Source organism: Ensifer sp. VA4 (assembly GCF_055710065.1).
This window is the reverse complement of the sequence record NZ_JBVQPO010000009.1, coordinates 208624-228894: the sequence shown is the minus strand read 5'-3', so window position 1 is coordinate 228894 and position 20271 is coordinate 208624. Positions and strand designations below refer to the sequence as shown.

Sequence of the window (20271 nt, the reverse complement as noted above, 5' to 3'; positions counted from 1 at the left end):
TTTCAGTAAGACGAGAGGAAAAAAAGGAGGAGAAGGTGAAGAGCTGGTTTCAGAAGCTAACCGATGTTTCCACCGTGGCGCGTACCAAGGAGATGTTCAACGAAGCGCTCACCGAGCTCGCGGAAGAACTCGGCTTCGAGTATTACGCCTACCTTAATCTTCAACCAATCGGAACATTCGCCGTTTCGAATTATCATCCCGAATGGCAGGATTGGTACTTCGCCAAGAGCTTCAACGAGATCGATCCCGTAATCCAGATTGCCAGGGCCACAATGAAGGTGTTCACCTGGTCGTCCGAAAATTCAAGGACTGTCAGATCGAGGCGCGTTCGGCAGTTTTATCTGGACGCCGCCGGTTTCGGCATTCGGTCGGGGATCACCATTCCAGTCGCGACTGCGTTCAGACGTATAGCAATGCTGACCATGGCCTCACACAAGCCTTCCCTCTCGCTGAAAGGGGATATCGATCCGGTAGCGGCCGCCATGGCGGTCGCCCAGCTTCATGTGCGGATCGAGCAAACGAACATTGAACCTACAGCAAGACCGAGCATCGGCTTGACCGCTAGGCAGGCGCTTATGCTCAAGTGGGCCTCCGAGGGCAAATCCATGAGAGAAATCGCCGACATCGAGAACATGAGCTACTGGAACGTCAACTTTCACATGAATAAAGCGCGCAGGAAGCTTAATGCCTACTCGCTTCCGCAGGCGACGGCTCTGGCGACGAAGCTAAAGCTGATTTGAAGGCAAACGTTTCGCCGCCAAGCATCTGAAGTCGAAGTTTTGAGGAGTACAGATGAAACAGGCGGAGAATAAGCGCGCGGAGCTTCTACGGACGATCTCGCGTGAACGGCTTGAGGCACTTGTGCTCGAACGCACCGAGATAGACGAGGGTTTTGCCCTTTGGCTCGATGCCAGATTTGCGGTTTCGGTGGCTGACGAGGCAAGCACGCCGCTCGATCCGGTGCCGTATCGTCGTCGCGCCGAAGCGCTTTTCTCTTCGACCGGTTCCGGACGGCATCGGCACAGTTGGGGCGAGCGGGCTGCGGGTATCGATCAAGCGGCAATCGAACAACTGATTGACGAGGCTGAACCCTTTCTTGCCGCAGGACGCGGCGCCAATGCATTGACGATCTTGATGCCCGTGGCCTCGGGGCTGGCCGCATATTGGCCGGAAAACGCCGATTGGGATGAAACGCTGCACGAGTTCTTTCCCCGGCTTGATCAATTGATCGCTCAAGCCGCCCTCATGGATGGTGTCTCACAGGAGGCGCGCGATGACCTCGCCGGCGAGCTGGCCGACTGGCAGGGCGAACTCGCAAAATTTGGCGCCGACGATGCCTTTGCTACTGCCATTGCAGCTTGCATGCAGGGCTGGGACGAGCCAGGCCTTCAGGCGACGCTTGCAGGGCTTGGGCAGAGCTGGCCGCCTGGGGGAAGTAGCGATCCGCTCGATGACGATCTGACACGGGTCCGACTTGCCGCGCTCGAAGCCATGGGGCGTGGTGAGCATTTCCTCAACCTTTCCCGTGCGGCGGGGTTTCATTGCGACCATGTTGTGAAGCTGGCGCAGACGGGGCGTGTCGATGAGGCGGTCGCGCTCGCCCATGTGCGCCTAACCACACATGGTGATGTCTTGCGGCTTGCCGAGGCCGTCGCTGCAGTTGGCCAGCTGGAAACCGCGATCGACCTTGCTGCCTGGGGGCTGTCGCGAGACGGGCGCGGCGAAGGTGAAGAAAATTGGTGTCACAGGACGGGCAGGGCATTGCTGGCCCGCTGGCTGCGCGAGAAGGCGCATGAGGCGGGCAATCGGGACATGATGCTCAGGGCAGCGCACATAGCCTTCGAAGAAAGCTTTGCTCGTGAAGACTTCCGCGTGGCCGAGAAACTCGCCGGACCGGCCGACTGGCCCAAGTTGCGGGAGATGCTGCTGGCGGCACTGATGGCGGCACCTTACGCCAATGAGCGGATCGAAATCTTGCTCGACGAGGACTTGGTCGCCGACGCCGTTGCTTGCATAAACCTGCAGGAAACGCGCTTCTTCAGTTCGCGTGACCCGACGCTGGGTCGGCTTGCTGAACGGGCATTGGCGGATCACCCCGATTGGGTGATTGTCCTTGCGTGCCGCATGGCCGATCCGATTCTGTCTGAAGGAAGATCAAGCCGCTACGAGGCGGCCGCACTGTGGCTCGGTATTGCCGCACGCGCGCATAAGGTTTGCGGACGGTCCGGCCAGTGGCTTGCGCACCTCGATGCGCTCATCGAGCAGCACCGGCGCAAGCACAAGCTGCGACCGCTACTGGAAGGGCTGCGGCGAACGGCCAAGTGAATAGCGTACCTCTTGGGAATCTGCCTTGTAAGTGAACGCGATGCCGGCGTTCGCCCGACGGCCGTCGAAAAGCAGATCTGGATGGCCGAATTGAAGTTTTAGGCCCCCAAACCAACGCCCTCTTGGAAGGTCACGAAGCTGCTCGAAGTTGCTGCGCCAAATGGTCAGCGCGCAGGCTGGTTCAACGCCGCCGTCGTTAGTGTCGTAAAAAAATCACTAAGTTCCAGGTTTTTGCTGCTCAGGGCTTAACCTTAGGCGCTCGAAAACGTCCGGGCAGAACTCAAACTGCCTCGCAGTTCCTCGTCCCATCGAGTTCTTCACAATCGTTTCGGTCAATATGCCCCGCTCAATAAGAGGATCGATCGATTCCGCCACTGCATTGCGGGTCAGTCCGGTAATTTTGGTTATATTCGAAAGGGTTAGCTTTTCGTGATTTTGATGCATCATGTAGAGCACTGTCATCATTCCGACCTGCTTCAAACGCGATTGCGGCGTCTCTCCCTCAACCGGCTTGTCGAAAACTTCTTGCAGAGCGTAAGCCGAAAACAGCTGGCTCTGCCAATGGGCATTGAGTGCGCTTGTCATTTTTTATACTGTCAGATATATGATTGTAAAACGCGTCGCGAAATTGCGCCGCTGTTAGGATTGCGCACAATCGCGTCAGTGAAGGTGGTGGTCATGAACAAGTCTCTTGCATGGGCATTTGTCGCTGCAGCCAGTCTAGCGCCATTCTATCTTGTTTTCGACAGTAAAGCGCGAGCGGCCGAATGGGGGTGCCAGGTTATCCTGTGCCTTTCCAATCCGAGCGGTCCGACGCAATACGCGGAGTGCCGGGCGCCAATCCACAGGCTCTGGCGCGCGCTTGCAAGAGGGCGCTCCTTTCCCACCTGCAGCGGCGTTGGGTTTCAGACCTCGCGCCCTCGATACGACCCCTATTACTGCAATGACGGTTATCGCCTGACAACGCGGTATGGAGACCACGGGCTCGAAGCGAGTTGTGTCTCGACCACGCCACAGACTGTCTCGAACGCGGAATGCTACTCCAACGAGGACCGGATGACGTCCTTGGCAGCGTGGCGGCGGAGAGACGGCCGTACGCAGTGCCAGCGTTATGTGACGATGCGACCGAACATACGCCCGCAACCCCACTACATCGACGTGACCATCGACGGTGTTGGCAAGCAACGAGTGTGGTACTGAGCATGCCTGTTGCGTTCCTCGATTTGGCGCAAACGTGCGCACCCACAATTGCAGCCGAGACGCTCGCCGCCATCGTCAGCCTTGAAAGCCGGTTCGAACCCTTCGCCATCCGGGTCAACAGCCGCGCACCACTCTCGGAGCAGCCCACGACCAAGGTGGAGGCGATCGCAATCGCCACGTCAATGGCAGCCGGCCGGCAGGACATCCAGCTCGGTCTCGGCGGCGTCGGCATGGAAGAACTCCGCAAGCTCAACCTTTCGATTTCAGATGCCTTCGACCCATGCCTCAACCTTCGGGCCACGGCGACCATTCTCGACGGATATTACCGGCTGGCGGTGAAAGCGGGCGCGGACCCGGGCCGGGCCGAACAGGTGATGCTGCACTCCTACTACGGACGGAACGATCCCTCTGTCGGCGCGATGGTCAGGTACGATGAGCAGGTCCGCCAGGAAAAAAGCCGGCTCGCCAGCACCATCACGACTCTCATGATCGAAGATGAAGGACGGGAGAGGGAGCTCAACGAAGCGCCTCTTGTCGAGGCGATCGGCGATGCCCGCAAGGACGAGGCCCTGGCCGATCAAACGGTGTCGGTGCCGTCCTGGGACGTTTTCAGATCGAGACGGAGGTCCTCCGTCCTCGTGTTTCAGAACAGTCAAATGGAGGAGAGTGAATGACTTTCAGCGCCCGTATCCGCCCGATCGCCGCATCCGCCGTAATGGCAACGGCCATCCTGGCATCCATGGTCGAACCTGCCTTCGCGCAGGCGGCCGGCATCGAGACCGTGCTGCAGAACATCGTCGATATGCTGACCGGCAACATCGCCAAGCTTCTGGCCGTCATCGCGATCATCGTGATCTGCATAGCCTGGATGTTCGGCTACATGGATCTGAGGCGCGCAGGGTTCTGGATCATCGGCATTGGCGGCATCTTCGGCGCTACCGAACTCGTGAACACCATCGTCGGAAGCTGACGCCATGGCGAGTTCGCGGCCAATCCTTGAGGAAGACACGCTGTTCATCGCTTGCACCCGGCCGGCGATGATCGCCGGCGTGACGATGGAAGCCATGGGCGTGAACATCATGCTGACGACCATTCTTTACATCATCGCCGGCTCGATCGCCTACTTGGCTGTTGGCGTCGTCTTTCACCTCATTTTCCGCGCGCTCGTCAAACACGACCACAACATGTTCCGCATCTTGCTGGCTTGGGTGGAGACACGCGGCCGGTCGCGCAACAGCGCCTTTTGGGGCGGAGCGACGCTTAGTCCCCTGAAGCTCGCCCGCAAATACGATGAAAGGGACCTCGGATTTGCCTAGCCTGACCACACTCAGATCTCGCGAACTCGGTCCGGAGACCTTCATCCCCTATGTCCGCCATGTCGACGAGTCGACGATCGCGCTCGATTCCCGGGCGCTGATGGTAATGATCGCGCTCGGAGGCGTCTCTTTCGAGACCGCGGATGTTCTCGACCTGAATGCTCTGCATCGGGACCTCAACACGCTCTATCGGAACATCGCCGACGAGCGGCTTGCCTTGTGGACCCATCTCATCCGCCGTCGCGACAACAGCTATCCGGAAGGCACGTTCACCACACCTTTCTCGGCGGCGCTCAATGATAAGTATCGCGCACGCATGGTTGGCGAGGACCTGTTTCGCAACGACCTCTATCTGACGATCCTCTGGTCTCCGGCCCGCGATCCGGCCGACAAGGCGGCAAGGCTGCTGGCGCGCTTGCGTCGGGCACGTCAGGCCGGGGCAGAACTCGACGAGGAAGCCCTCAAGCAGCTCCGCGACAAGGTCGTCGATGTCACAGCGGCGTTGAAACGCTTCGAGCCCCGCGTGCTGTGCCTCTACGAACGTGACGGCCTGTTGTTCTCGGAGCCGAGCGAAGTGCTGCATCAGTTCGTCGGCGGCCGGCGCGAGCCGATCCCGCTGACGGAGGGGGGCATCGCGTCGGCGATCTACTCGGATCGTGTCATTGTCGGCCGCGAGACAGTCGAGATCCGGCACGAGGCCGAAAGCCGCTTTGCCGGCATGCTGAGTTTTAAGGAATATCCGGCCAGAACTCGGACCGGCATGCTCGACGGTGTGCTCACCAGTCCTTTCGAACTGATCCTGGCGCAATCCTTCTCCTTCGTCTCGAAGGCGGACGCCCGCGTGATCATGGGCCGCAAGCAAAACCAGATGGTCAGCAGTGGCGACAAGGCGGCCTCACAGATCGAGGAACTTGATGGGGCGATGGACGATCTGGAGTCCAATCGGTTCGTGCTCGGCGAGCACCACCTGACGCTTTCCGTCTTTGCCCCATCGGTGAAGGAACTGACCGACAATCTCGCCAAGGCGCGCGCCAGCCTGACCAGTGGCGCCGCCGTCGTCGCGCGCGAGGATCTCGGCCTCGAGGCGGCCTGGTGGGCACAACTACCAGGGAACTTCCGCTATCGCGCCCGGTCCGGCGCGATCACGTCGCGCAACTTCGCGGCGCTCGCGCCATTCCACTCCTACCCGATCGGTCGGAAGGACGGCAATGAATGGGGACCTGCCGTCGCTCTTCTCAAGACGGCGTCGGGGTCACCGTACTACTTCAATTTCCATTATGGCGATCTCGGCAACACTTTCGTTTGCGGACCGTCTGGCGCCGGCAAGACCGTGCTTTTGAACTTCATGCTGTCGCAGCTCGAGAAGCATGACCCGCATGTGGTGTTCTTCGACAAGGACAGGGGAGCTGATCTCTACGTGCGCGCCGCCGGCGGCACCTATCTGCCGCTCGAGAATGGTGCCCCGACCGGGTGCGCTCCCCTGAAGGCACTGGAACTGACGCCGGATAACAAGGTGTTTCTCACGCGCTGGGTCGGCAGGCTTGTCGGCTCGGCAACACGGGAACTGACTGTGACCGAACTCCGCGACATCGCCTCCGCCATCGACGGCCTTGCCGACTTGCCGGTGGAGCGCCGGACGATCGGCGCGCTCAGGACCTTCCTCAACAACGCCGATCCCGAAGGCATTGCCGCGCGGCTGCGGCGGTGGGAGAGAGGGGGCCCGCTCGGTTGGGTGTTCGATAACATCATTGAGGACATCGGCTTCGACGGCAAATTCGTCGGCTATGACATGACCGATTTCCTCGACAACGAGGAAATCCGGACGCCCCTGATGGCCTACCTCTTCCACCGGGTTGAGCAGCTGATCGATGGCAGGCGCATTATCATCGTTATCGATGAGTTCTGGAAGGCGCTCCAGGACGAAGGGTTTCGCGATCTCGCACAGAACAAGCTCAAGACCATCCGCAAGCAGAACGGCCTTATGCTCTTTGCCACGCAGAGCCCGCGCGATGCGATCGTATCGCCGATCGCTCATACGATCATCGAGCAATGCCCGACGCAGATCTTCCTACCGAATGCCCGCGGTGACCACGCCGACTATGTCGACGGCTTTAAGCTCACCGAGCGGGAGTACGAACTCATTGCACGCGAGCTCTCCGTCGAGAGCCGCCGGTTCATATTGAAGCAGGGACATAACAGCGTCGTCGCCGAGCTGAACCTCGGCGGTTTCGACGATGAGCTCGCGATCCTCTCTGGCCGGACCGCGAATATCGAACTCGCCGATACGATCCGCGCAGAGGTCGGCGACCGGCCCGCGGACTGGCTTCCGATTTTTCAGCAAAGAAGGAGTTTGAGCTAATGGCTTCCTATCAAATTCACGGCGCGGCAATAGCCGCAGCGCTCATTCTCTCCGCCGGCACGGCAGCCGCGCAGGGAATCCCGGTGATCGACCGGACCGCGATCGCCAAGCACCTCGAGAGTATCGCCCAACTGAAAGCCCAGCTCGATGCGCTCAACCAGCAGATAGAGCAGGCGCAGCAGCTTTACAGCTCGCTCAACAAGATCACCGACATGGCGGATGTTGCCGGCGTCTTGAACGATCCTGCCGTCCGCAAGGCGCTGCCCGGGGACTTTAACGTCATCGAGGGACTGTTCAAGGGAAGCGGAACGGGCGTGCTCGGCGATACGGCCTCAAAGTTCCTTGAGGGGAATTCGACCTATCGGACCAGCGCAGATGACTTCTACGCGCAGGAGCTTTCGCGCATTCAGAACAAGAATGCCGGGCAGATGAGCCTGGCGCAGCATATCTACGATGCCGCGGCCAAGCGCGTCGATGGAATTGACCAACTGCGCGAGAAGATTTCGACGGCGGCTGACGCCAAGGACATTGCCGACCTTCAGGCGCGACTTCAGGCGGAGACAGCTTTCCTCCAGACCGATGTACTGCGCATGGAGGCCCTTCGGATGGTGCAGCAAGCCCAAGCACAGGTCGACGAGCAGCGCAAGGTGGAGGACTGGCGCCGGCGCATGGATGCAATGAAGGCTGCACTGCAATGAAGGGCCATATCGTTCTTCTCGCTGTCCTGTTGGTGAGCTGCTCCGAGCAAGCCGAACGGACCTACACTGTCGACGAACTCATCGCCGACGAGGCCCTGCTAGCCGAAATCATGGCGACGTGTGGCAACAACCCCGGTGAATTAGGCAATACCCCGAATTGCCAGAACGCGGCGGCCGCAGATTTCAAGGCTCGCTTTCGACGCATGCGAAAAGCGCTTGGAGGCTGAGGCATGTATCAGGTCTTCGCCTTCGTCGACGAGCAGTTCAAGGCACCGCTGGAGACCTTTATCTCCGACGGGACCTCGAACGTCTCCGAGTGGATCTCGGGCCCACTGACGGCAGCGGTCACCCTCTATGTGGTGCTCTATGGCTACCTTGTGCTTCGCGGGTCGGTCCAGGAGCCGATCCTTGACTTCGCCTATCGGGCGATCAAGCTCTCCATCATCGTCATGCTGGCGAAGAACGCCAACGAGTACCAAACCTATGTCGCTAACATCTTCTTCGAGGTGTTGCCGCGTGAGATATCGCAGGCACTGAATACCGGCGCGGCGCCGAGCGCCACAACGTTCGACAGTCTGCTCGACAAGGGACAGGATTCGGCCATCGATATCTGGTCCCGTGCCACTTGGTCGTCGAGTATTGTGTTGGGTATCGGTGGCGCAATGGTGATCGGCGCGAGCTTCACGGTAGCGGCGATCGGCTACGTTGTTTCGCTTTATGCCCGGCTGGCGCTCGCCATCGTGCTCGCGATCGGACCGGTCTTCGTGGCGCTCGCCATGTTCCAGGCGACGCGGCGCTTCACCGAGGCGTGGCTGGGACAGATTGTGAGCTTCGTGATCCTCCAGGTGCTCGTTGTCGCCGTCGGCTCACTGCTGATCACCTGCATTGATACGACCTTCACGGCAATTCAAGGATATAGCGACGTGCTGATGCGTCCAACCGCGCTCTGTGCCATCTGCCTCGCTGCCCTCTATGTCTTCTATCAGCTGCCGAACATCGCTTCGGCGCTTGCCGCCGGCGGCGCGTCGTTGACCTACGGCTACGGTGCTGCACGCGACGCCCACGAAAGCACGCTCGCCTGGGCGGCGTCCCATACCGCCCGTGCGGCCGGACGCGGTGCCCGGGCGGTTGCTCGAACATTCACGTCGAAAGGCTCGGGATCGTGACGCTTTTCGCACGAACAAGAAAAAGGGCACTTCAGGAATGATCAGAACATTTCCGCTGCTCTGCATGGCGGTCGCCTTAAGCGGCTGTGCGTCGCTGACGTATCCGCTCCCGAAATGCGACGGCTATTCGCGCCGCCCGCTTAATCGCGCCATGTGGCAGTGGGAAGACAATAGCTACCTCAAACAAAAACAGTCGGATGCGCGACCGGCGGCCTCTCAGTCCGTCGCCACCGCTTATGTCAATAAGGGCAGGGAGCCTCCCGCCTTCGCCCATCTCGGCATCGACGCCTCCTATCGTCCATGCGAGGGCTGACGCCATGGTCTCCGCGGACGAACTCAAGACATATTTCGAAAGGGCGCGGCGTTTCGACCAGGATCGCATGATACAGGTCGAGCGCTCGGCACGCATCGCCTGGTCCGTGGCCATCGTGGCCGGTATCCTTGCGGGCGCTTCCATATTTGCCGTCGCTGGCCTCACGCCGCTGAAAACGGTCGAGCCGTTTGTCGTGCGGGTCGACAATTCGACTGGCATCGTCGATGTCGTCTCGGCGCTGACGTCGACGGCCGGCACTTACGATGAGGCTGTGACCAAATACTTCGCCGCGAAATACGTCCGCGCCCGCGAAGGCTACGTCTGGAGCGAGGCGGAAGAGAATTTCCGCACAGTCGCGCTTCTCTCGACGCAGCCGGAGCAGGCTCGGTTTTCGGCGCTCTATCGCGGCAGCAATCCGGAGTCGCCACAGAACACCTACGGGCGCGGCGCCACCGCACGCATCAGCATCGCCTCGATCTCACTGATCAATCCGCATGTCGTATCTGTCCGCTACATGCGCACGATCACCCGCGGGGAAGAAGTACGGACAACACATTGGGTTGCGACGCTCACCTTCTCCTATGCAAATGCGCCGATGTCATCGACGGATCGGCTGGTGAATCCTCTCGGTTTTGCTGTCGGCGAATACCGAGCCGATCCGGAGGCCATCAACTGATGCGGGCTATTTTCGTCGCCACCCTCCTCCTTACGACCTCCGCCGCCACGGCGCTCGCCCTCGAAATCCCGCGTGGCGCATCGCAGGACAGCCGTGTCCGTTTCGTCGACTACCAGCCGTACAACATCACCCGGATTATCGGCTCTCTGCGGTCCTCGGTGCAGGTCGAGTTCGCGGCCGACGAGGAGATTGCCCATGTCGCGCTTGGCAACAGCGTCGCCTGGGAGGTCGCACCGGCCGGCAACATCCTGTTCCTCAAACCCCGGGAAAATCAGCCAGTCACCAATCTCTCTGTCGTCACCACACGGCGCGATGGCTCCACGCGCAGCTACCAGATGGAGCTGACGGTGCGAGACGGAACGGTGGAGGTCGGCCAGAATACCTATTTCTACGTCAAGTACCGCTATCCCGCCGACGAAGTTGAACGGCAGCGCCAGGCCGCGGCGGCGCGAGCGGTCGCCGCACAGGCGAAGGAGGCCGACAACGTGCTGGCCATTCATGAGACCTATGGGCCGCGGAATTGGCGCTACTCGGCGCAAGGCTCCCAAGCCCTGGAGCCGCAATCGGTCTACGACAATGGCAAGGTCACGACCTTTTCCTTCGTTGGCAATCAGGAAATGCCGGCCGTCTACATAGAGAACTCGGACGGCAGCGAGAGCCTTGTGCCCAAATCCGTAGATGGGAATCTCGTCCTGGTCCATGCGATTGGCCGGAAGTTCATCCTGCGGAGGGGACGGGACGTGCTCTGCGTCTTCAATGAGGCCTACGATCGGGCAGGTATCAACCCGGACACCAATACGACCTCGCCGTCGGTCGAGCGCATCGTTCGAACCGACGCCGACGTGACGCGATAGGAAGCGGTCATGGTTCATGAAGATGAAAGCCGGATACCGGGGGAACGCGCCGAAACGGTTTCCGGCGGGAAGATCGACAGCAATCCCGCCTTGAGGCGCGGCGCGGTTGCGCTGGCCGTTGTTACCTTTATCGCCTTCGCTCTGTGGTCGATGAGCGGCGAGAAGACTCCGACGGACACAACCAGAGCCGAGCGGGTTGTCATCCGGCAAACGGCAAATTTCGAGCCGGTCAAAGAAAAGGTAGAGCCGGCCCAAGCCGTGCCAGAAATGAGGCTGCCGACCCCGCTCGCGCCTGAGAAGGTGGAGGACGAAGATCCGCTGCTCGACTCGGCGCGCCGAGCTCCGGTCATGGCCTTCAGCGGTGGCCAGAAGAACACGACATCGCACCGTGAGACCGCGGGTCCCGCCATGTCGACGGACAGCAATTTCCTGCCGCTCGATGGAAACATGATCGACCAGAATGCGGCCAGTGCCGATGAACAGCGGTTCAACGGATTGCTACGGCCGACCAGGCTTGAAGGCTCGCGCGCCGGCACGCTCGGCAATCGAAACTTCATCGTTGCGATGGGAACCTCGATACCCTGTGTCCTGGAAACGGCCATGGCATCCGATCAGCCTGGCTTCACAAGCTGCGTGATCAACCGGGATGTCCTTTCGGACAATGGCCGGGTCGTGCTGCTGGAGAAAGGCACGCAAGTTGTCGGCGAATATCGGGGCGGCTTACAGCGAGGACAGAAGCGCCTCTTCGTGCTCTGGAGCCGTGCAAAAACCCCGAACGGCGTCATCGTCACCTTGGCCTCGCCGGCGACGGATGCGCTCGGCCGGGCCGGCGTCGACGGGTATGTCGACACCCACTGGTGGGAGCGGTTCGGGAGTGCGCTTCTCCTATCCATCGTCGGTGATGCCACGAGCTATGCCAACAGTCGCCTGCGGAACAGCGACGTCGACGCTGAGAACACCACAAACGCGGGCCAGCAGGCGGCAGCCATCGCTGTCGAGCAATCAATCAACATTCCTCCGACGCTCAACAAGCACCAAGGCGAGCTCGTCTCGATCTTCGTCGCACGTGATCTCGACTTTTCCGGTGTTTACGGATTGCGGGTGACCGAGCCGAAGAACAAGGTCTTTGACCGCGCGGTGCTGGGGGATTTCAGCCCGCGGTCGACGCTCGTGACGAAGTAGGGTAGGGGCGATGACGGAGGGTCCTGACGCTGCGGTCGTTCGTGAACTGCTGTCTCCGTTCGCGCCGTTCCTTGACGACTCCTCGCTCTACGAAGTGATCGTCAATAGGCCTGGGCAGGTGCTGACGGAAGGCTCCGGAGGATGGCGGACCCATGATCTGCCGGAGCTATCCTTCGAAAAGCTGATGCGTCTTGCCCGGGCCGTGGCCAGTTTTTCCCATCAATCCATCGATGAAACGCGGCCGATCCTGTCGGCAACACTGCCGGGGGATGAGCGAATCCAGATCGTCATCCCGCCTGCGACCGCTCGGAACACGGTCAGCATCACTATCCGAAAGCCATCATTGGTCACATTCACGCTCGATGACCTGGAGAAGGCTGGCTTGTTCGCTGATATGACGCCCGGTAGTCACGTGGCCGGTGCGACGGACCGGAAACTCATCGATCTGCATCAAAGGGGCGCGTGGGCCGAGTTCTTCCGCCAAGCGGTGCTGGCCCGAAAGAATATTGTGATCTCAGGGGCGACGGGGTCGGGGAAGACCACGCTCTCCAAGGCACTCATTCGTCATATTCCGGATGATGAGCGGGTCATCTCGATCGAAGACACGCCGGAACTCGTGATCCAGCAGCCGAACCACGTCCGGCTGTTCTATTCCAAGGGAGGCCAAGGGCTTGCGCGAGTCGGTGCGAAGGAACTCCTGGAATCCTGTCTGCGCATGCGGCCCGATCGAATCCTTCTACAGGAACTGCGCGATGGGACGGCTTTCTATTACATCCGCAACGTGAACTCTGGGCATCCCGGCTCGATCACGACGGTGCACGCCGACTCCGCGAAACTGGCGTTTGAACAGTTGACGCTACTCGTAAAGGAATCGGAGGGCGGTCAATACCTGGAGCGCACTGACATCCGCGAACTCCTGAAAATTGCAATTGACGTCGTCGTACAATGTAAGCGCATCGATGGGCAGTTTCGCGTGACCGAGATCTATTTCAGAGCCCACTGACGGACAGATGTTCAAGAACGGTGCTGAAAACCTCGACCCTATCTCTTTGGGTCGTCGTGCCGTGCATTGCCAAACCGCGTGCTGCGCCAGATAAACATTCAATGCTGGCCATTGATCTAAGGAATGTGCTTGAGGAGCTCTATAACGCTGGTGCCTATCGGGTGCCGGCAGACGAAATCTACTGGCCACCGGAACTGCATCCGGCGGTTTTCCGCGCCCTGAACATGCAATACATTACGCGAAGAGCAGTGGACGATGGCCGCGTCGAATTCTCGCTGACACGGGCCGGCTACGAGGCGATCGAGGCAGACGTACCTTGGTCCTATATCCTGCGCCGGCGACTGCGGGATTTCTTTCGTTTCGGAAAAGGCCGCTAAGCGGCCTCGCCAGAACGCAAAATTGCGTGGTGGTCTCGCGATCGGGGCCATTTAATGTGGGAAACGGCAAGCCATCTCTCAGGCAAACTCGTCGCCTCCCTGCTGAAGTGCGGAACGTTGATCGGGATCAAGGAATAGGCCGCCGTCGGTGCTAGGCTCTTTCCGGAAATCGGAAGAGGAGGATTCCATGTTTCGCAACATTCTCATACCCACCGACGGTTCGCCCCTGGCAACAATCGCGGTCGATGCAGGCATAACTTTTGCGAAGGAGGTCAGCGCAAAAGTGACCATCCTTGCGGTTACCGAACCATACCATCTCTTTTCGGTCGATCCCGAGCAGTTGTCGGGCACGCGCGACGAATATGAGGCGCTGGCCAGCAAGCATGCCGCGGAAATGCTGGCGGCTCTGGCGCGCAAAGCAGAGGCGGAAGGCGTGACATGCCAGACGGAGCAGGTCAGCAGCCACGAGGTCTACCGAGCAATCATCGACCAAGCGACACAGAAAGATGCCGATCTCATCATCATGGCATCGCATGGACGCGGTGGCGTCGGAAGCCTGATGCTCGGCAGCGTAGCTGCCAAGGTGCTGGCTCATTCGACGATACCGGTATTGATCTATCGCGCGAAGAAATGAGGCGACGTAGCTCTACGCGTCGTTATGTCCTGCGTGCGCCGGCAGCGCGCTGAAGGCGTATGACGGTACCGGATGAGGGGGACGCGCTTTTCCAACATAGCAACGGCCCGGCGATCTTCCGATCCCGGGCCGTTTGATCCTTGGGAGGATAAGGCGCCCCTCGAGGCGCTGGAATTGGTTAGCCGCGGCGCGTGTCCGGGAAGTTTGCCGGGTCGATGCCGAGAGTGCGCAGGTCGCTTGCCTTCGGGCGGCGGTGACCTTCGACAGCGGCGGCGGCAGCGCTGGCAGCGCCGAGAACTGCGAACGCACGGCCGATGAAACCCTTGTGGTAAGTTGTGGTAGCCATCTTCTTGCTCGCTTTCGTTTTCTCTCTGATGAGGAAAAGATGGGCTTTCACCGTTCTTTTTGCAATGCACAATCGGGCACCCCAGCCATGCAATGGAAGCAGGCCCGGTCGGTAGTCAAACCGACCGGGCCTGCGGATAGGCCTGGGGAGGAGGCGCTATTCAGAGCAATCCCACGAAAAGTTTGAAACGGTTTTCCGTTCGGAATTGCGTCGTTTCAACGATCTAGTCTTCGCTGGCCGCGAGCTGGGCGAGCACTTCGCCACGGCCGCGGGCCCTGAGGATCAGCGGTACGATCAGGGCGGCAGCCGCGATCACCAGCAGCACGGCGGCAATCGGCGACGTGAACAGCACCGTGATGTCTCCCTGGCTGATCGAAAGCGCCCGGCGCAGCTGCTGTTCGGCAAGCGGCCCGAGGATCAGTCCGACGACGACAGGGGCGATCGGATAGCCGAAGACACGCATGCCATAGCCGAGCAGGCCGAACGCAAGCAGCATGCCGAGTTCGTAGACCGACGGATTGGCGCCGATGGTGCCGAGCGTCGCGAACAGGAGAATGCCGGCATAGAGCCAGGGTTTCGGGATCGTCAGCAGCTTCACCCAGAGCCCGATCAGCGGCAGGTTCAGCACCAGCAGCATGAAGTTGGCAATCAGCAAGCTGGCGATCAATCCCCAGACGAGCTGCGGGTTGGTGGCAAACAGCAGCGGGCCGGGCTGGAGGCCGTATTGCTGGAAGCCGGCGAGCATGATCGCGGCCGTCGCGGTCGTCGGCAGGCCGAGCGTCAGCAGGGGCACGAGCGTGCCTGCGGCAGAGGCGTTGTTGGCCGCTTCCGGACCGGCGACACCCTCGATCGCGCCATTGCCGAACTCTTCCGGATGTTTGGTCAGACGCTTTTCCGTCGCATAGGACAGGAAGGTGCCGATCTCGGCGCCGCCGGCTGGCATGGCGCCGATCGGGAAGCCGATGACGGTGCCACGCAGCCAGGCCTTCCAGGAACGCGCCCAGTCGGCAGCGCTCATCCATACCGACCCACGGACAGCCTCGACCTTGTCGGGCCCCTTGTCGCCCTGGGCGGCGATGAACAACGTTTCGCCGATGGCGAACATCGCGACGGCGAGCGTCGTCACTTCGATGCCGTCAAGCAGTTCCGGAACGCCGAACGAAAGGCGCGCCTGGCCGGTCAGTTGGTCGATGCCGACGACCGCAAGTGCCAGGCCGACGAACAGCGACGTGAGGCCGCGAAGGGTGGAGTCGCCGAAGGCCGAAGAAACGGTGACGAAGGCAAGAACCATCAGCGCGAAATACTCGCGCGGACCGAATACCAGGGCCAGTTTGACAATGTAGGGGGCGATGAAGGCGAGGCCGAGCGTGGCGATGAGGCCGGCGACGAAGGAGCCGATTGCGGCCGTTGCCAGAGCAGGACCACCGCGGCCGGCTCGGGCCATCTTGTTGCCCTCGAGCGCAGTGACGATCGAGGCACTTTCGCCAGGCGTGTTCAAGAGGATCGACGTGGTCGAGCCGCCATACATGCCGCCATAATAGATGCCGGCGAACATGATCAGTGAACCGCCAGGGTCGAGCCGATAGGTAACGGGCAGCAGGAGCGCCACGGTTAGCGCCGGGCCGATGCCCGGCAGAACGCCGACGGCCGTGCCGAGCGTCACGCCGATCAGCGCATAGAGCAGGTTCATCGGCTGCGCAGCAACCAACAATCCCTGCAGCAGGAAATCAAAAGTAGCCATGGTCGTCGGCCCTCTTAGAAGAACAGGCGTTCAAGCGGCCCTGCGGGCAGCGACAATTGCAAGAGCTTGGCGAAGACAACCCAGACGACGAAACAGAGCACGATGCCGACGGGGAGAGAGAGCCAGAGCTTGCGTTTGCCGAAACCGCGTGCGGTCAAGGCAAACAGAATGCCGGTGGCAATCGAAAAGCCCGCGACGTTGAGCAGGAGCATCTGGGCTGCAAGACCTGCGACGATCCAGATGACCGGGGCAATCTCCTGGCGCTCACGCTCGGGAAAATCGCCGCGGAGCGCTTCGAACACGGTCCAGATCGAGAGACCGAGAAGACACCAGGCGATCGCATAGGGGACCGTCGTCGGTCCGACCTGAGAATAACCGGCAGTACCGGTCAAGCGCGACACGTCCCAGAAAATGAGTCCAGCGATAGCGGCGAGAACCGCCGCGATGAAGAGCGCCGCCCGATCCGGGCGGCGCGTTGGAGTGGAAGGGTGATGCCCCTTGGTCATTTCACCAGTCCAATGTCCTTGAGAACACCTTCGGTTGCCGCAACGTCCTTCTCAAGCTGGGCGTTGAAGGCGTCACCGGCGAGGTAGCTGTCCTGCCAGCCCTTGGTCTTCAGCACTTCCTGCCAGCCAGCGGACTTGGCAAGCTTCTCGATATCGGCCGAAACGGCCGCCTTCTGCTCGTCGGTCAGGCCCGGAGCAGCCGCGACCATGCGCCAGTTCTCGACGACGACGTCGACACCGGCCTCTTTCAGCGTCGGAGCGTCGACGCCCGCAATACGCTCGGGGCCCGAGACTGCGAGCAGACGAAGCGTGCCGGCCTTGATCTGCGATTCGAATTCGCCGTAGCCCGAAACGCCAGCCGTCACCTGGCTGCCGAGGATTGCTGCAAGCGCTTCGCCGCCGCCGGAGTAGGCGATGTAGTTGATCTTGGTCGGATCGACGCCGGCAGCCTTGGCGATCAGGCCAACGGCGATATGGTCGGTACCGCCGGCCGAGCCGCCTGCCCAGGAGACCGCGCCCGGATCCTTCTTCAGCGCTTCGACGAGATCGCCCATGGTCTTGATTTCGGAAGCAGCCGGTACGACGACGGCTTCATATTCGCCGGTGAGGCGGGCGATCGGCGTCACGTCCTTGAGGGTAACCGGAGACTTGTTGGTCAGGATCGCGCCGACCATGACGTAGCCGCCGACGATCAGGGCGTTCGGGTTGCCCTTCTGCTGGCTTGCGAACTGGGCGAGACCGATGGTGCCGCCGGCGCCCGGTACGTTCTGAACCTGAACGTTGCCGGAAATGCCTTCCTGCTGCATAACCGTTTGCAGCGAGCGGGCCGTCTGATCCCAGCCGCCGCCCGGGTTTGCCGGTGCAATGATGGTGTAGTCAGCGGCAAAGGCCGGCAGTGCCATGGCGCCGGCGAGAATCGTTGCGAGGAAAAAATGTTTCAAGGTCAGTCCTCCGTGAGGCGCGTTTTCACCGCGCACGTTGTTTCTGCGTGCGGACGGGAAGACGGCGACGGGTTCTTTCGACCCTTATCGCTTGACCGGATTGGTGGCTTCCTCCCAGTACGCAACCGGCCACCCGCCTCCACGGGTACCAGTGACCCTAAGCCATCATAGAAAGCTGACATTTAGCTGACATCAAGCCCCGAATGCGCTTTTCGAGGCGTGACGTTTACGAAATCTTAGGCTCTTGGCCCTGCCTGCGAGGGAAATGGCGTCGCTGCCAGTCTGGGTGGCCGGGTTCGCAGAGGTAGATCCACCGGAAAGGGGCGAATCGAAACCTCGGAGCCGAGGCGCCGGCTCCACGGATGATGGGTCGCGATATCGCGAGGACGACAAGCTGTGGTAGTGTCGCGCCTGCCACCCCGAAGACCTGTTCGAAAGGATGGAGCCATGACCAAGACAGCCAATTCCAAAATCGCAAAGGCCACATCGAAGCGACCCGCAAGAGGATACGCTACGCGGGCGAATGCGTCAGCTAAAAGCGAAGGCGAAAAAGAGGAGAGGGGACAGGCGCCCGCGGACCAGCCGAAATTGCTTTCAGGCGGTAATCCTCAGATCGCCAAGGGCTACGGCGATGCACCGGTCCAAGCCTATGTTGCCGCCATGCCGGGCTGGAAGAGCGCGGTCGGGCGCCGCCTCGACCAACTCATCATGCGTGCCGTCCCGGAAGCGCAAAAGGCTGTGAAGTGGAATTCGCCGCTCTATGGGATGGAGGGCAACGGTTGGTTCCTCGGCATTCACTGCTTTGCCAAATACATCAAGGTCGCGTTTTACAATGGCGCGTCCCTGAGCCCGCCGCCGCCCGTCGAATCCAAGACGGCGAACGCGCGCTATTTCCATATCCACGAGAAGGACGAGATTGACGAGGCTCAATTCAGCGATTGGGTAAAACAAGCGAGCCGACTGCCCGGCGAACGCATGTGAACGGAGAGCCATCGGTGTTGCGCGAACGACCCCTGCGTGCAAAGTGTGGCACCGGAGAGGAGATAATGGGATGAAGAAGACGGCGAAGACGATAAAGACTGAGGCCGCGAACGGAGAAGCGTCTGCCTCCGAACGGATCGATGCCAGGATCGCCGAACTGGATGACTGGCGGGGCGAGATGCTTGCCCGGGTTAGGAGACTGATCAAGGAAGCCGATCCTGAGGTCGTCGAGGAATGGAAATGGAGAGGTGTTCCGGTTTGGGAACATGCGGGGATCATCTGTACCGGCGAGAGCTACAAGTCCGTGGTCAAGATGACCTTCGCCAAGGGGGCGTCGCTCGAAGATCCGGCGGGTCTCTTCAATTCTAGCCTCGACGGCAATGTCCGGCGGGCAATCGATATTCATGAGGGCCAACAGATCGACGAAGACGCCTTGAAGGCTCTCATTCAAGCGGCTGTGGACCTGAACCTGTCGGTGCAGGCCGAGCGTAGCGGCCGGTCCCGGAAGAGGGCCTGAAAACCCAGATAAGGCGCGGCCGACTTGGCGCGCGCCTTGTTTCAATGGAGCCGCAGGACCTCGTTCCATTTGGCGATCAGCCGCGAGCGTTTCACCTGATCAAGATAGACCATCAGCCCGGGGCTGACGGGAACGGGGCGCAATTGAGCGCCGAGCATCTCTTGCATCGTATTCGCGGTGTTCTCGCCGGCGACCTCGGGGCTGACGGCGGCAATCTGCAATTCCCGCGCCATGATCGTCTGTCCTTCCTTCGACATGAAGAATTCGAGATAGCGCCGTCCAAGGTCCGGAGAGGCCGAGGCCTGTGGAACCAGGCCAATTCGCGACATCACCACCGTGTAGTCCTTGGGCAGAACGATCCCGACATCCGGATGCCGCGCTGCCCAGTCCGCCGCGTAGGAGCCAAGGATATTGTAGCCGAGCACGAAACGCCCGTCGGCGACACGCTCGAGAATGGCCTCACTGGTGGAGTAGAGCTTGACGCCGGCAGCACCCATGGCCTGAATCACGTTCCAGATATCGCCGAACTGTTCCTGGTCACGCGACATGAACAGGAAGCCGACGCCGGAGCGCTCGATGTCGTAGGTTCCGATGCGCCCGAAGACGTTGCCACCCTGGCGCTTCAGATAATTGACGAATTCGGCCCGTGTCGACGGCGGCTTCTCCGTCGTGAAACTTGGCTTGTGATAGACGAAGACGGCGGGCTCGAAGGTCAGCGCATAGGCCGTGTTGCGCCAATTCGCCCAGGCGGGCCAGCGGTCGCTCATCGGCAGGTCACTGCGTTGGGCGTAGCCGTCGTTGCTAAGCTTGACTTGCAGATCCATGGCGGAAGAAAAGGCGAAGTCCGCCGTCTTCATTCCGGCGTCCGTCTCCTTGACGATGCGGTCGTAGATCTCGCCGGTCAGCATGTCCTCATAGCGTACGGCCACATCCGGATTGGCCCTCTGGAAGCCGATGATCATCGGCCTGGCGAGAGGTTCATCGAGCGAGGAATAGACCACAAGCGTGCGTGCATCGGAGTTGCCGGAAAGCGCAGGAAATATGATCGGTGCCGCAAGCAGCAGCCGGGGGCAAAGGGCAAAAAAAAGAAGAGAAATCAAGAACCGCATGAATCCACAATGCCTCAGTGCGTCACC

General features: G+C 60.7%; 25 protein-coding genes. 19 read left to right on the top strand and 6 right to left on the bottom strand.

Annotated features, from left to right (window positions below):
- The first annotated feature begins 35 nt into the window (after positions 1–35).
- The gene (gene traR / locus AC0C6X_RS17615; RefSeq protein WP_472954365.1) at positions 36–740 is read left to right on the top strand and encodes an autoinducer-binding transcriptional regulator TraR; all 705 of its coding nucleotides are present in this window, start codon (positions 36–38) and stop codon (positions 738–740) included.
- A 121-nt stretch (positions 741–861) separates the two neighbouring features.
- On the top strand, positions 862–2325 hold the full coding sequence (locus AC0C6X_RS17610; protein ID WP_472954363.1) for a hypothetical protein: 1464 nt from the start codon (positions 862–864) through the stop codon (positions 2323–2325).
- Positions 2326–2541: 216 nt separating this feature from the next.
- On the opposite strand, the gene AC0C6X_RS17605 is transcribed toward AC0C6X_RS17610, so the two are convergent.
- A complete protein-coding gene (locus tag AC0C6X_RS17605) occupies positions 2542–2910 on the bottom strand; it encodes a MarR family transcriptional regulator (RefSeq protein ID WP_173519920.1) in 369 nt (122 codons plus the stop codon).
- A 93-nt stretch (positions 2911–3003) separates the two neighbouring features.
- Between AC0C6X_RS17605 and AC0C6X_RS17600 the strand changes: the two genes are divergently transcribed.
- From AC0C6X_RS17600 to AC0C6X_RS17530, 15 genes are all read left to right on the top strand, one after another.
- Positions 3004–3525, top strand: coding sequence for a hypothetical protein (locus AC0C6X_RS17600; protein ID WP_246304583.1), 522 nt, complete (start codon positions 3004–3006; stop codon positions 3523–3525).
- A 2-nt stretch (positions 3526–3527) separates the two neighbouring features.
- Complete coding sequence (locus AC0C6X_RS17595; protein ID WP_472954359.1) at positions 3528–4199, top strand: lytic transglycosylase domain-containing protein; 672 nt, start codon at positions 3528–3530, stop codon at positions 4197–4199.
- Positions 4196–4495, top strand: coding sequence for a TrbC/VirB2 family protein (locus AC0C6X_RS17590; RefSeq protein WP_060582384.1), 300 nt, complete (start codon positions 4196–4198; stop codon positions 4493–4495). The genes AC0C6X_RS17595 and AC0C6X_RS17590 overlap by 4 nt, the downstream gene beginning before the upstream one ends.
- 4 nt (positions 4496–4499) lie before the next feature.
- Positions 4500–4841 (top strand): VirB3 family type IV secretion system protein, encoded by a 342-nt coding sequence (locus AC0C6X_RS17585; RefSeq protein ID WP_247960967.1) that lies wholly within the window; start codon positions 4500–4502, stop codon positions 4839–4841.
- On the top strand, positions 4834–7200 hold the full coding sequence (locus AC0C6X_RS17580) for a VirB4 family type IV secretion/conjugal transfer ATPase (protein ID WP_472954355.1): 2367 nt from the start codon (positions 4834–4836) through the stop codon (positions 7198–7200). Before AC0C6X_RS17585 ends, AC0C6X_RS17580 begins: the two co-directional genes overlap by 8 nt.
- Positions 7200–7898, top strand: coding sequence for a P-type DNA transfer protein VirB5 (virB5, locus tag AC0C6X_RS17575; protein ID WP_173519916.1), 699 nt, complete (start codon positions 7200–7202; stop codon positions 7896–7898). The genes AC0C6X_RS17580 and virB5 overlap by 1 nt, the downstream gene beginning before the upstream one ends.
- Positions 7895–8125 carry an EexN family lipoprotein gene (locus AC0C6X_RS17570; RefSeq protein WP_173519915.1) on the top strand — a complete coding sequence of 77 codons (231 nt, stop codon included), beginning with the start codon at positions 7895–7897 and terminating at the stop codon, positions 8123–8125. Before virB5 ends, AC0C6X_RS17570 begins: the two co-directional genes overlap by 4 nt.
- 3 nt (positions 8126–8128) lie before the next feature.
- On the top strand, positions 8129–9064 hold the full coding sequence (locus tag AC0C6X_RS17565; protein ID WP_173519914.1) for a TrbL/VirB6 family protein: 936 nt from the start codon (positions 8129–8131) through the stop codon (positions 9062–9064).
- Positions 9065–9101: 37 nt separating this feature from the next.
- On the top strand, positions 9102–9377 hold the full coding sequence (locus AC0C6X_RS17560; RefSeq protein WP_173519913.1) for a hypothetical protein: 276 nt from the start codon (positions 9102–9104) through the stop codon (positions 9375–9377).
- A gap of 4 nt (positions 9378–9381) precedes the next feature.
- A complete protein-coding gene (locus AC0C6X_RS17555) occupies positions 9382–10053 on the top strand; it encodes a VirB8 family type IV secretion system protein (RefSeq protein ID WP_173519912.1) in 672 nt (223 codons plus the stop codon).
- Entirely contained in the window at positions 10053–10907 is an 855-nt protein-coding gene (virB9, locus tag AC0C6X_RS17550) for a P-type conjugative transfer protein VirB9 (RefSeq protein WP_173519911.1), read from the top strand. The genes AC0C6X_RS17555 and virB9 overlap by 1 nt, the downstream gene beginning before the upstream one ends.
- A gap of 9 nt (positions 10908–10916) precedes the next feature.
- Positions 10917–12089 (top strand): type IV secretion system protein VirB10, encoded by a 1173-nt coding sequence (gene virB10 / locus AC0C6X_RS17545; protein ID WP_173519910.1) that lies wholly within the window; start codon positions 10917–10919, stop codon positions 12087–12089.
- 10 nt (positions 12090–12099) lie between these two features.
- Positions 12100–13092: a P-type DNA transfer ATPase VirB11 gene (gene virB11 / locus AC0C6X_RS17540; RefSeq protein ID WP_173519909.1), complete on the top strand. Its 993-nt coding sequence runs from the start codon at positions 12100–12102 to the stop codon at positions 13090–13092.
- 101 nt (positions 13093–13193) lie between these two features.
- Positions 13194–13469: a hypothetical protein gene (locus AC0C6X_RS17535; protein ID WP_210266661.1), complete on the top strand. Its 276-nt coding sequence runs from the start codon at positions 13194–13196 to the stop codon at positions 13467–13469.
- A 187-nt stretch (positions 13470–13656) separates the two neighbouring features.
- Entirely contained in the window at positions 13657–14103 is a 447-nt protein-coding gene (locus AC0C6X_RS17530) for a universal stress protein (protein WP_173519907.1), read from the top strand.
- A gap of 178 nt (positions 14104–14281) precedes the next feature.
- On the opposite strand, the gene AC0C6X_RS17525 is transcribed toward AC0C6X_RS17530, so the two are convergent.
- From AC0C6X_RS17525 to AC0C6X_RS17510, 4 genes are all read right to left on the bottom strand, one after another.
- A complete protein-coding gene (locus tag AC0C6X_RS17525) occupies positions 14282–14449 on the bottom strand; it encodes a hypothetical protein (protein WP_089045897.1) in 168 nt (55 codons plus the stop codon).
- Positions 14450–14672: 223 nt separating this feature from the next.
- Positions 14673–16190, bottom strand: a complete 1518-nt coding sequence (locus tag AC0C6X_RS17520; RefSeq protein ID WP_472954346.1) for a tripartite tricarboxylate transporter permease — start codon at positions 16188–16190, stop codon at positions 14673–14675.
- A gap of 14 nt (positions 16191–16204) precedes the next feature.
- Positions 16205–16696 (bottom strand): tripartite tricarboxylate transporter TctB family protein, encoded by a 492-nt coding sequence (locus AC0C6X_RS17515; protein WP_247960955.1) that lies wholly within the window; start codon positions 16694–16696, stop codon positions 16205–16207.
- Positions 16693–17637, bottom strand: a complete 945-nt coding sequence (locus AC0C6X_RS17510; RefSeq protein ID WP_173519904.1) for a Bug family tripartite tricarboxylate transporter substrate binding protein — start codon at positions 17635–17637, stop codon at positions 16693–16695. The genes AC0C6X_RS17515 and AC0C6X_RS17510 overlap by 4 nt, the downstream gene beginning before the upstream one ends.
- A gap of 447 nt (positions 17638–18084) precedes the next feature.
- On the opposite strand from AC0C6X_RS17510, the gene AC0C6X_RS17505 reads away from it, so the two are divergent.
- Both AC0C6X_RS17505 and AC0C6X_RS17500 read left to right on the top strand, forming a co-directional pair.
- A complete protein-coding gene (locus AC0C6X_RS17505; RefSeq protein WP_472954343.1) occupies positions 18085–18618 on the top strand; it encodes a DUF1801 domain-containing protein in 534 nt (177 codons plus the stop codon).
- Between the two features lie 70 nt (positions 18619–18688).
- Entirely contained in the window at positions 18689–19135 is a 447-nt protein-coding gene (locus AC0C6X_RS17500) for a DUF1801 domain-containing protein (protein ID WP_472954341.1), read from the top strand.
- Between the two features lie 41 nt (positions 19136–19176).
- Here AC0C6X_RS17500 and AC0C6X_RS17495 read toward each other — a convergent pair whose 3' ends face one another.
- Positions 19177–20244, bottom strand: coding sequence for an ABC transporter substrate-binding protein (locus AC0C6X_RS17495; RefSeq protein WP_472954339.1), 1068 nt, complete (start codon positions 20242–20244; stop codon positions 19177–19179).
- Between the last annotated feature and the right edge of the window lie 27 nt (positions 20245–20271).

Coding starts and splice junctions, on each gene's coding strand:
- AC0C6X_RS17605 (WP_173519920.1), bottom strand. CDS start 2,910: ATGACAAGCGCACTCAATGCCCATTGGCAGAGCCAGCTGTTTTCGGCT.
- AC0C6X_RS17600 (WP_246304583.1), top strand. CDS start 3,004: ATGAACAAGTCTCTTGCATGGGCATTTGTCGCTGCAGCCAGTCTAGCG.
- AC0C6X_RS17595 (WP_472954359.1), top strand. CDS start 3,528: ATGCCTGTTGCGTTCCTCGATTTGGCGCAAACGTGCGCACCCACAATT.
- AC0C6X_RS17590 (WP_060582384.1), top strand. CDS start 4,196: ATGACTTTCAGCGCCCGTATCCGCCCGATCGCCGCATCCGCCGTAATG.
- AC0C6X_RS17585 (WP_247960967.1), top strand. CDS start 4,500: ATGGCGAGTTCGCGGCCAATCCTTGAGGAAGACACGCTGTTCATCGCT.
- virB5 (WP_173519916.1), top strand. CDS start 7,200: ATGGCTTCCTATCAAATTCACGGCGCGGCAATAGCCGCAGCGCTCATT.
- AC0C6X_RS17570 (WP_173519915.1), top strand. CDS start 7,895: ATGAAGGGCCATATCGTTCTTCTCGCTGTCCTGTTGGTGAGCTGCTCC.
- AC0C6X_RS17565 (WP_173519914.1), top strand. CDS start 8,129: ATGTATCAGGTCTTCGCCTTCGTCGACGAGCAGTTCAAGGCACCGCTG.
- AC0C6X_RS17560 (WP_173519913.1), top strand. CDS start 9,102: ATGATCAGAACATTTCCGCTGCTCTGCATGGCGGTCGCCTTAAGCGGC.
- AC0C6X_RS17555 (WP_173519912.1), top strand. CDS start 9,382: ATGGTCTCCGCGGACGAACTCAAGACATATTTCGAAAGGGCGCGGCGT.
- virB9 (WP_173519911.1), top strand. CDS start 10,053: ATGCGGGCTATTTTCGTCGCCACCCTCCTCCTTACGACCTCCGCCGCC.
- virB10 (WP_173519910.1), top strand. CDS start 10,917: ATGGTTCATGAAGATGAAAGCCGGATACCGGGGGAACGCGCCGAAACG.
- virB11 (WP_173519909.1), top strand. CDS start 12,100: ATGACGGAGGGTCCTGACGCTGCGGTCGTTCGTGAACTGCTGTCTCCG.
- AC0C6X_RS17535 (WP_210266661.1), top strand. CDS start 13,194: ATGCTGGCCATTGATCTAAGGAATGTGCTTGAGGAGCTCTATAACGCT.
- AC0C6X_RS17530 (WP_173519907.1), top strand. CDS start 13,657: ATGTTTCGCAACATTCTCATACCCACCGACGGTTCGCCCCTGGCAACA.
- AC0C6X_RS17525 (WP_089045897.1), bottom strand. CDS start 14,449: ATGGCTACCACAACTTACCACAAGGGTTTCATCGGCCGTGCGTTCGCA.
- AC0C6X_RS17520 (WP_472954346.1), bottom strand. CDS start 16,190: ATGGCTACTTTTGATTTCCTGCTGCAGGGATTGTTGGTTGCTGCGCAG.
- AC0C6X_RS17515 (WP_247960955.1), bottom strand. CDS start 16,696: ATGACCAAGGGGCATCACCCTTCCACTCCAACGCGCCGCCCGGATCGG.
- AC0C6X_RS17505 (WP_472954343.1), top strand. CDS start 18,085: ATGACCAAGACAGCCAATTCCAAAATCGCAAAGGCCACATCGAAGCGA.
- AC0C6X_RS17500 (WP_472954341.1), top strand. CDS start 18,689: ATGAAGAAGACGGCGAAGACGATAAAGACTGAGGCCGCGAACGGAGAA.
- AC0C6X_RS17495 (WP_472954339.1), bottom strand. CDS start 20,244: ATGCGGTTCTTGATTTCTCTTCTTTTTTTTGCCCTTTGCCCCCGGCTG.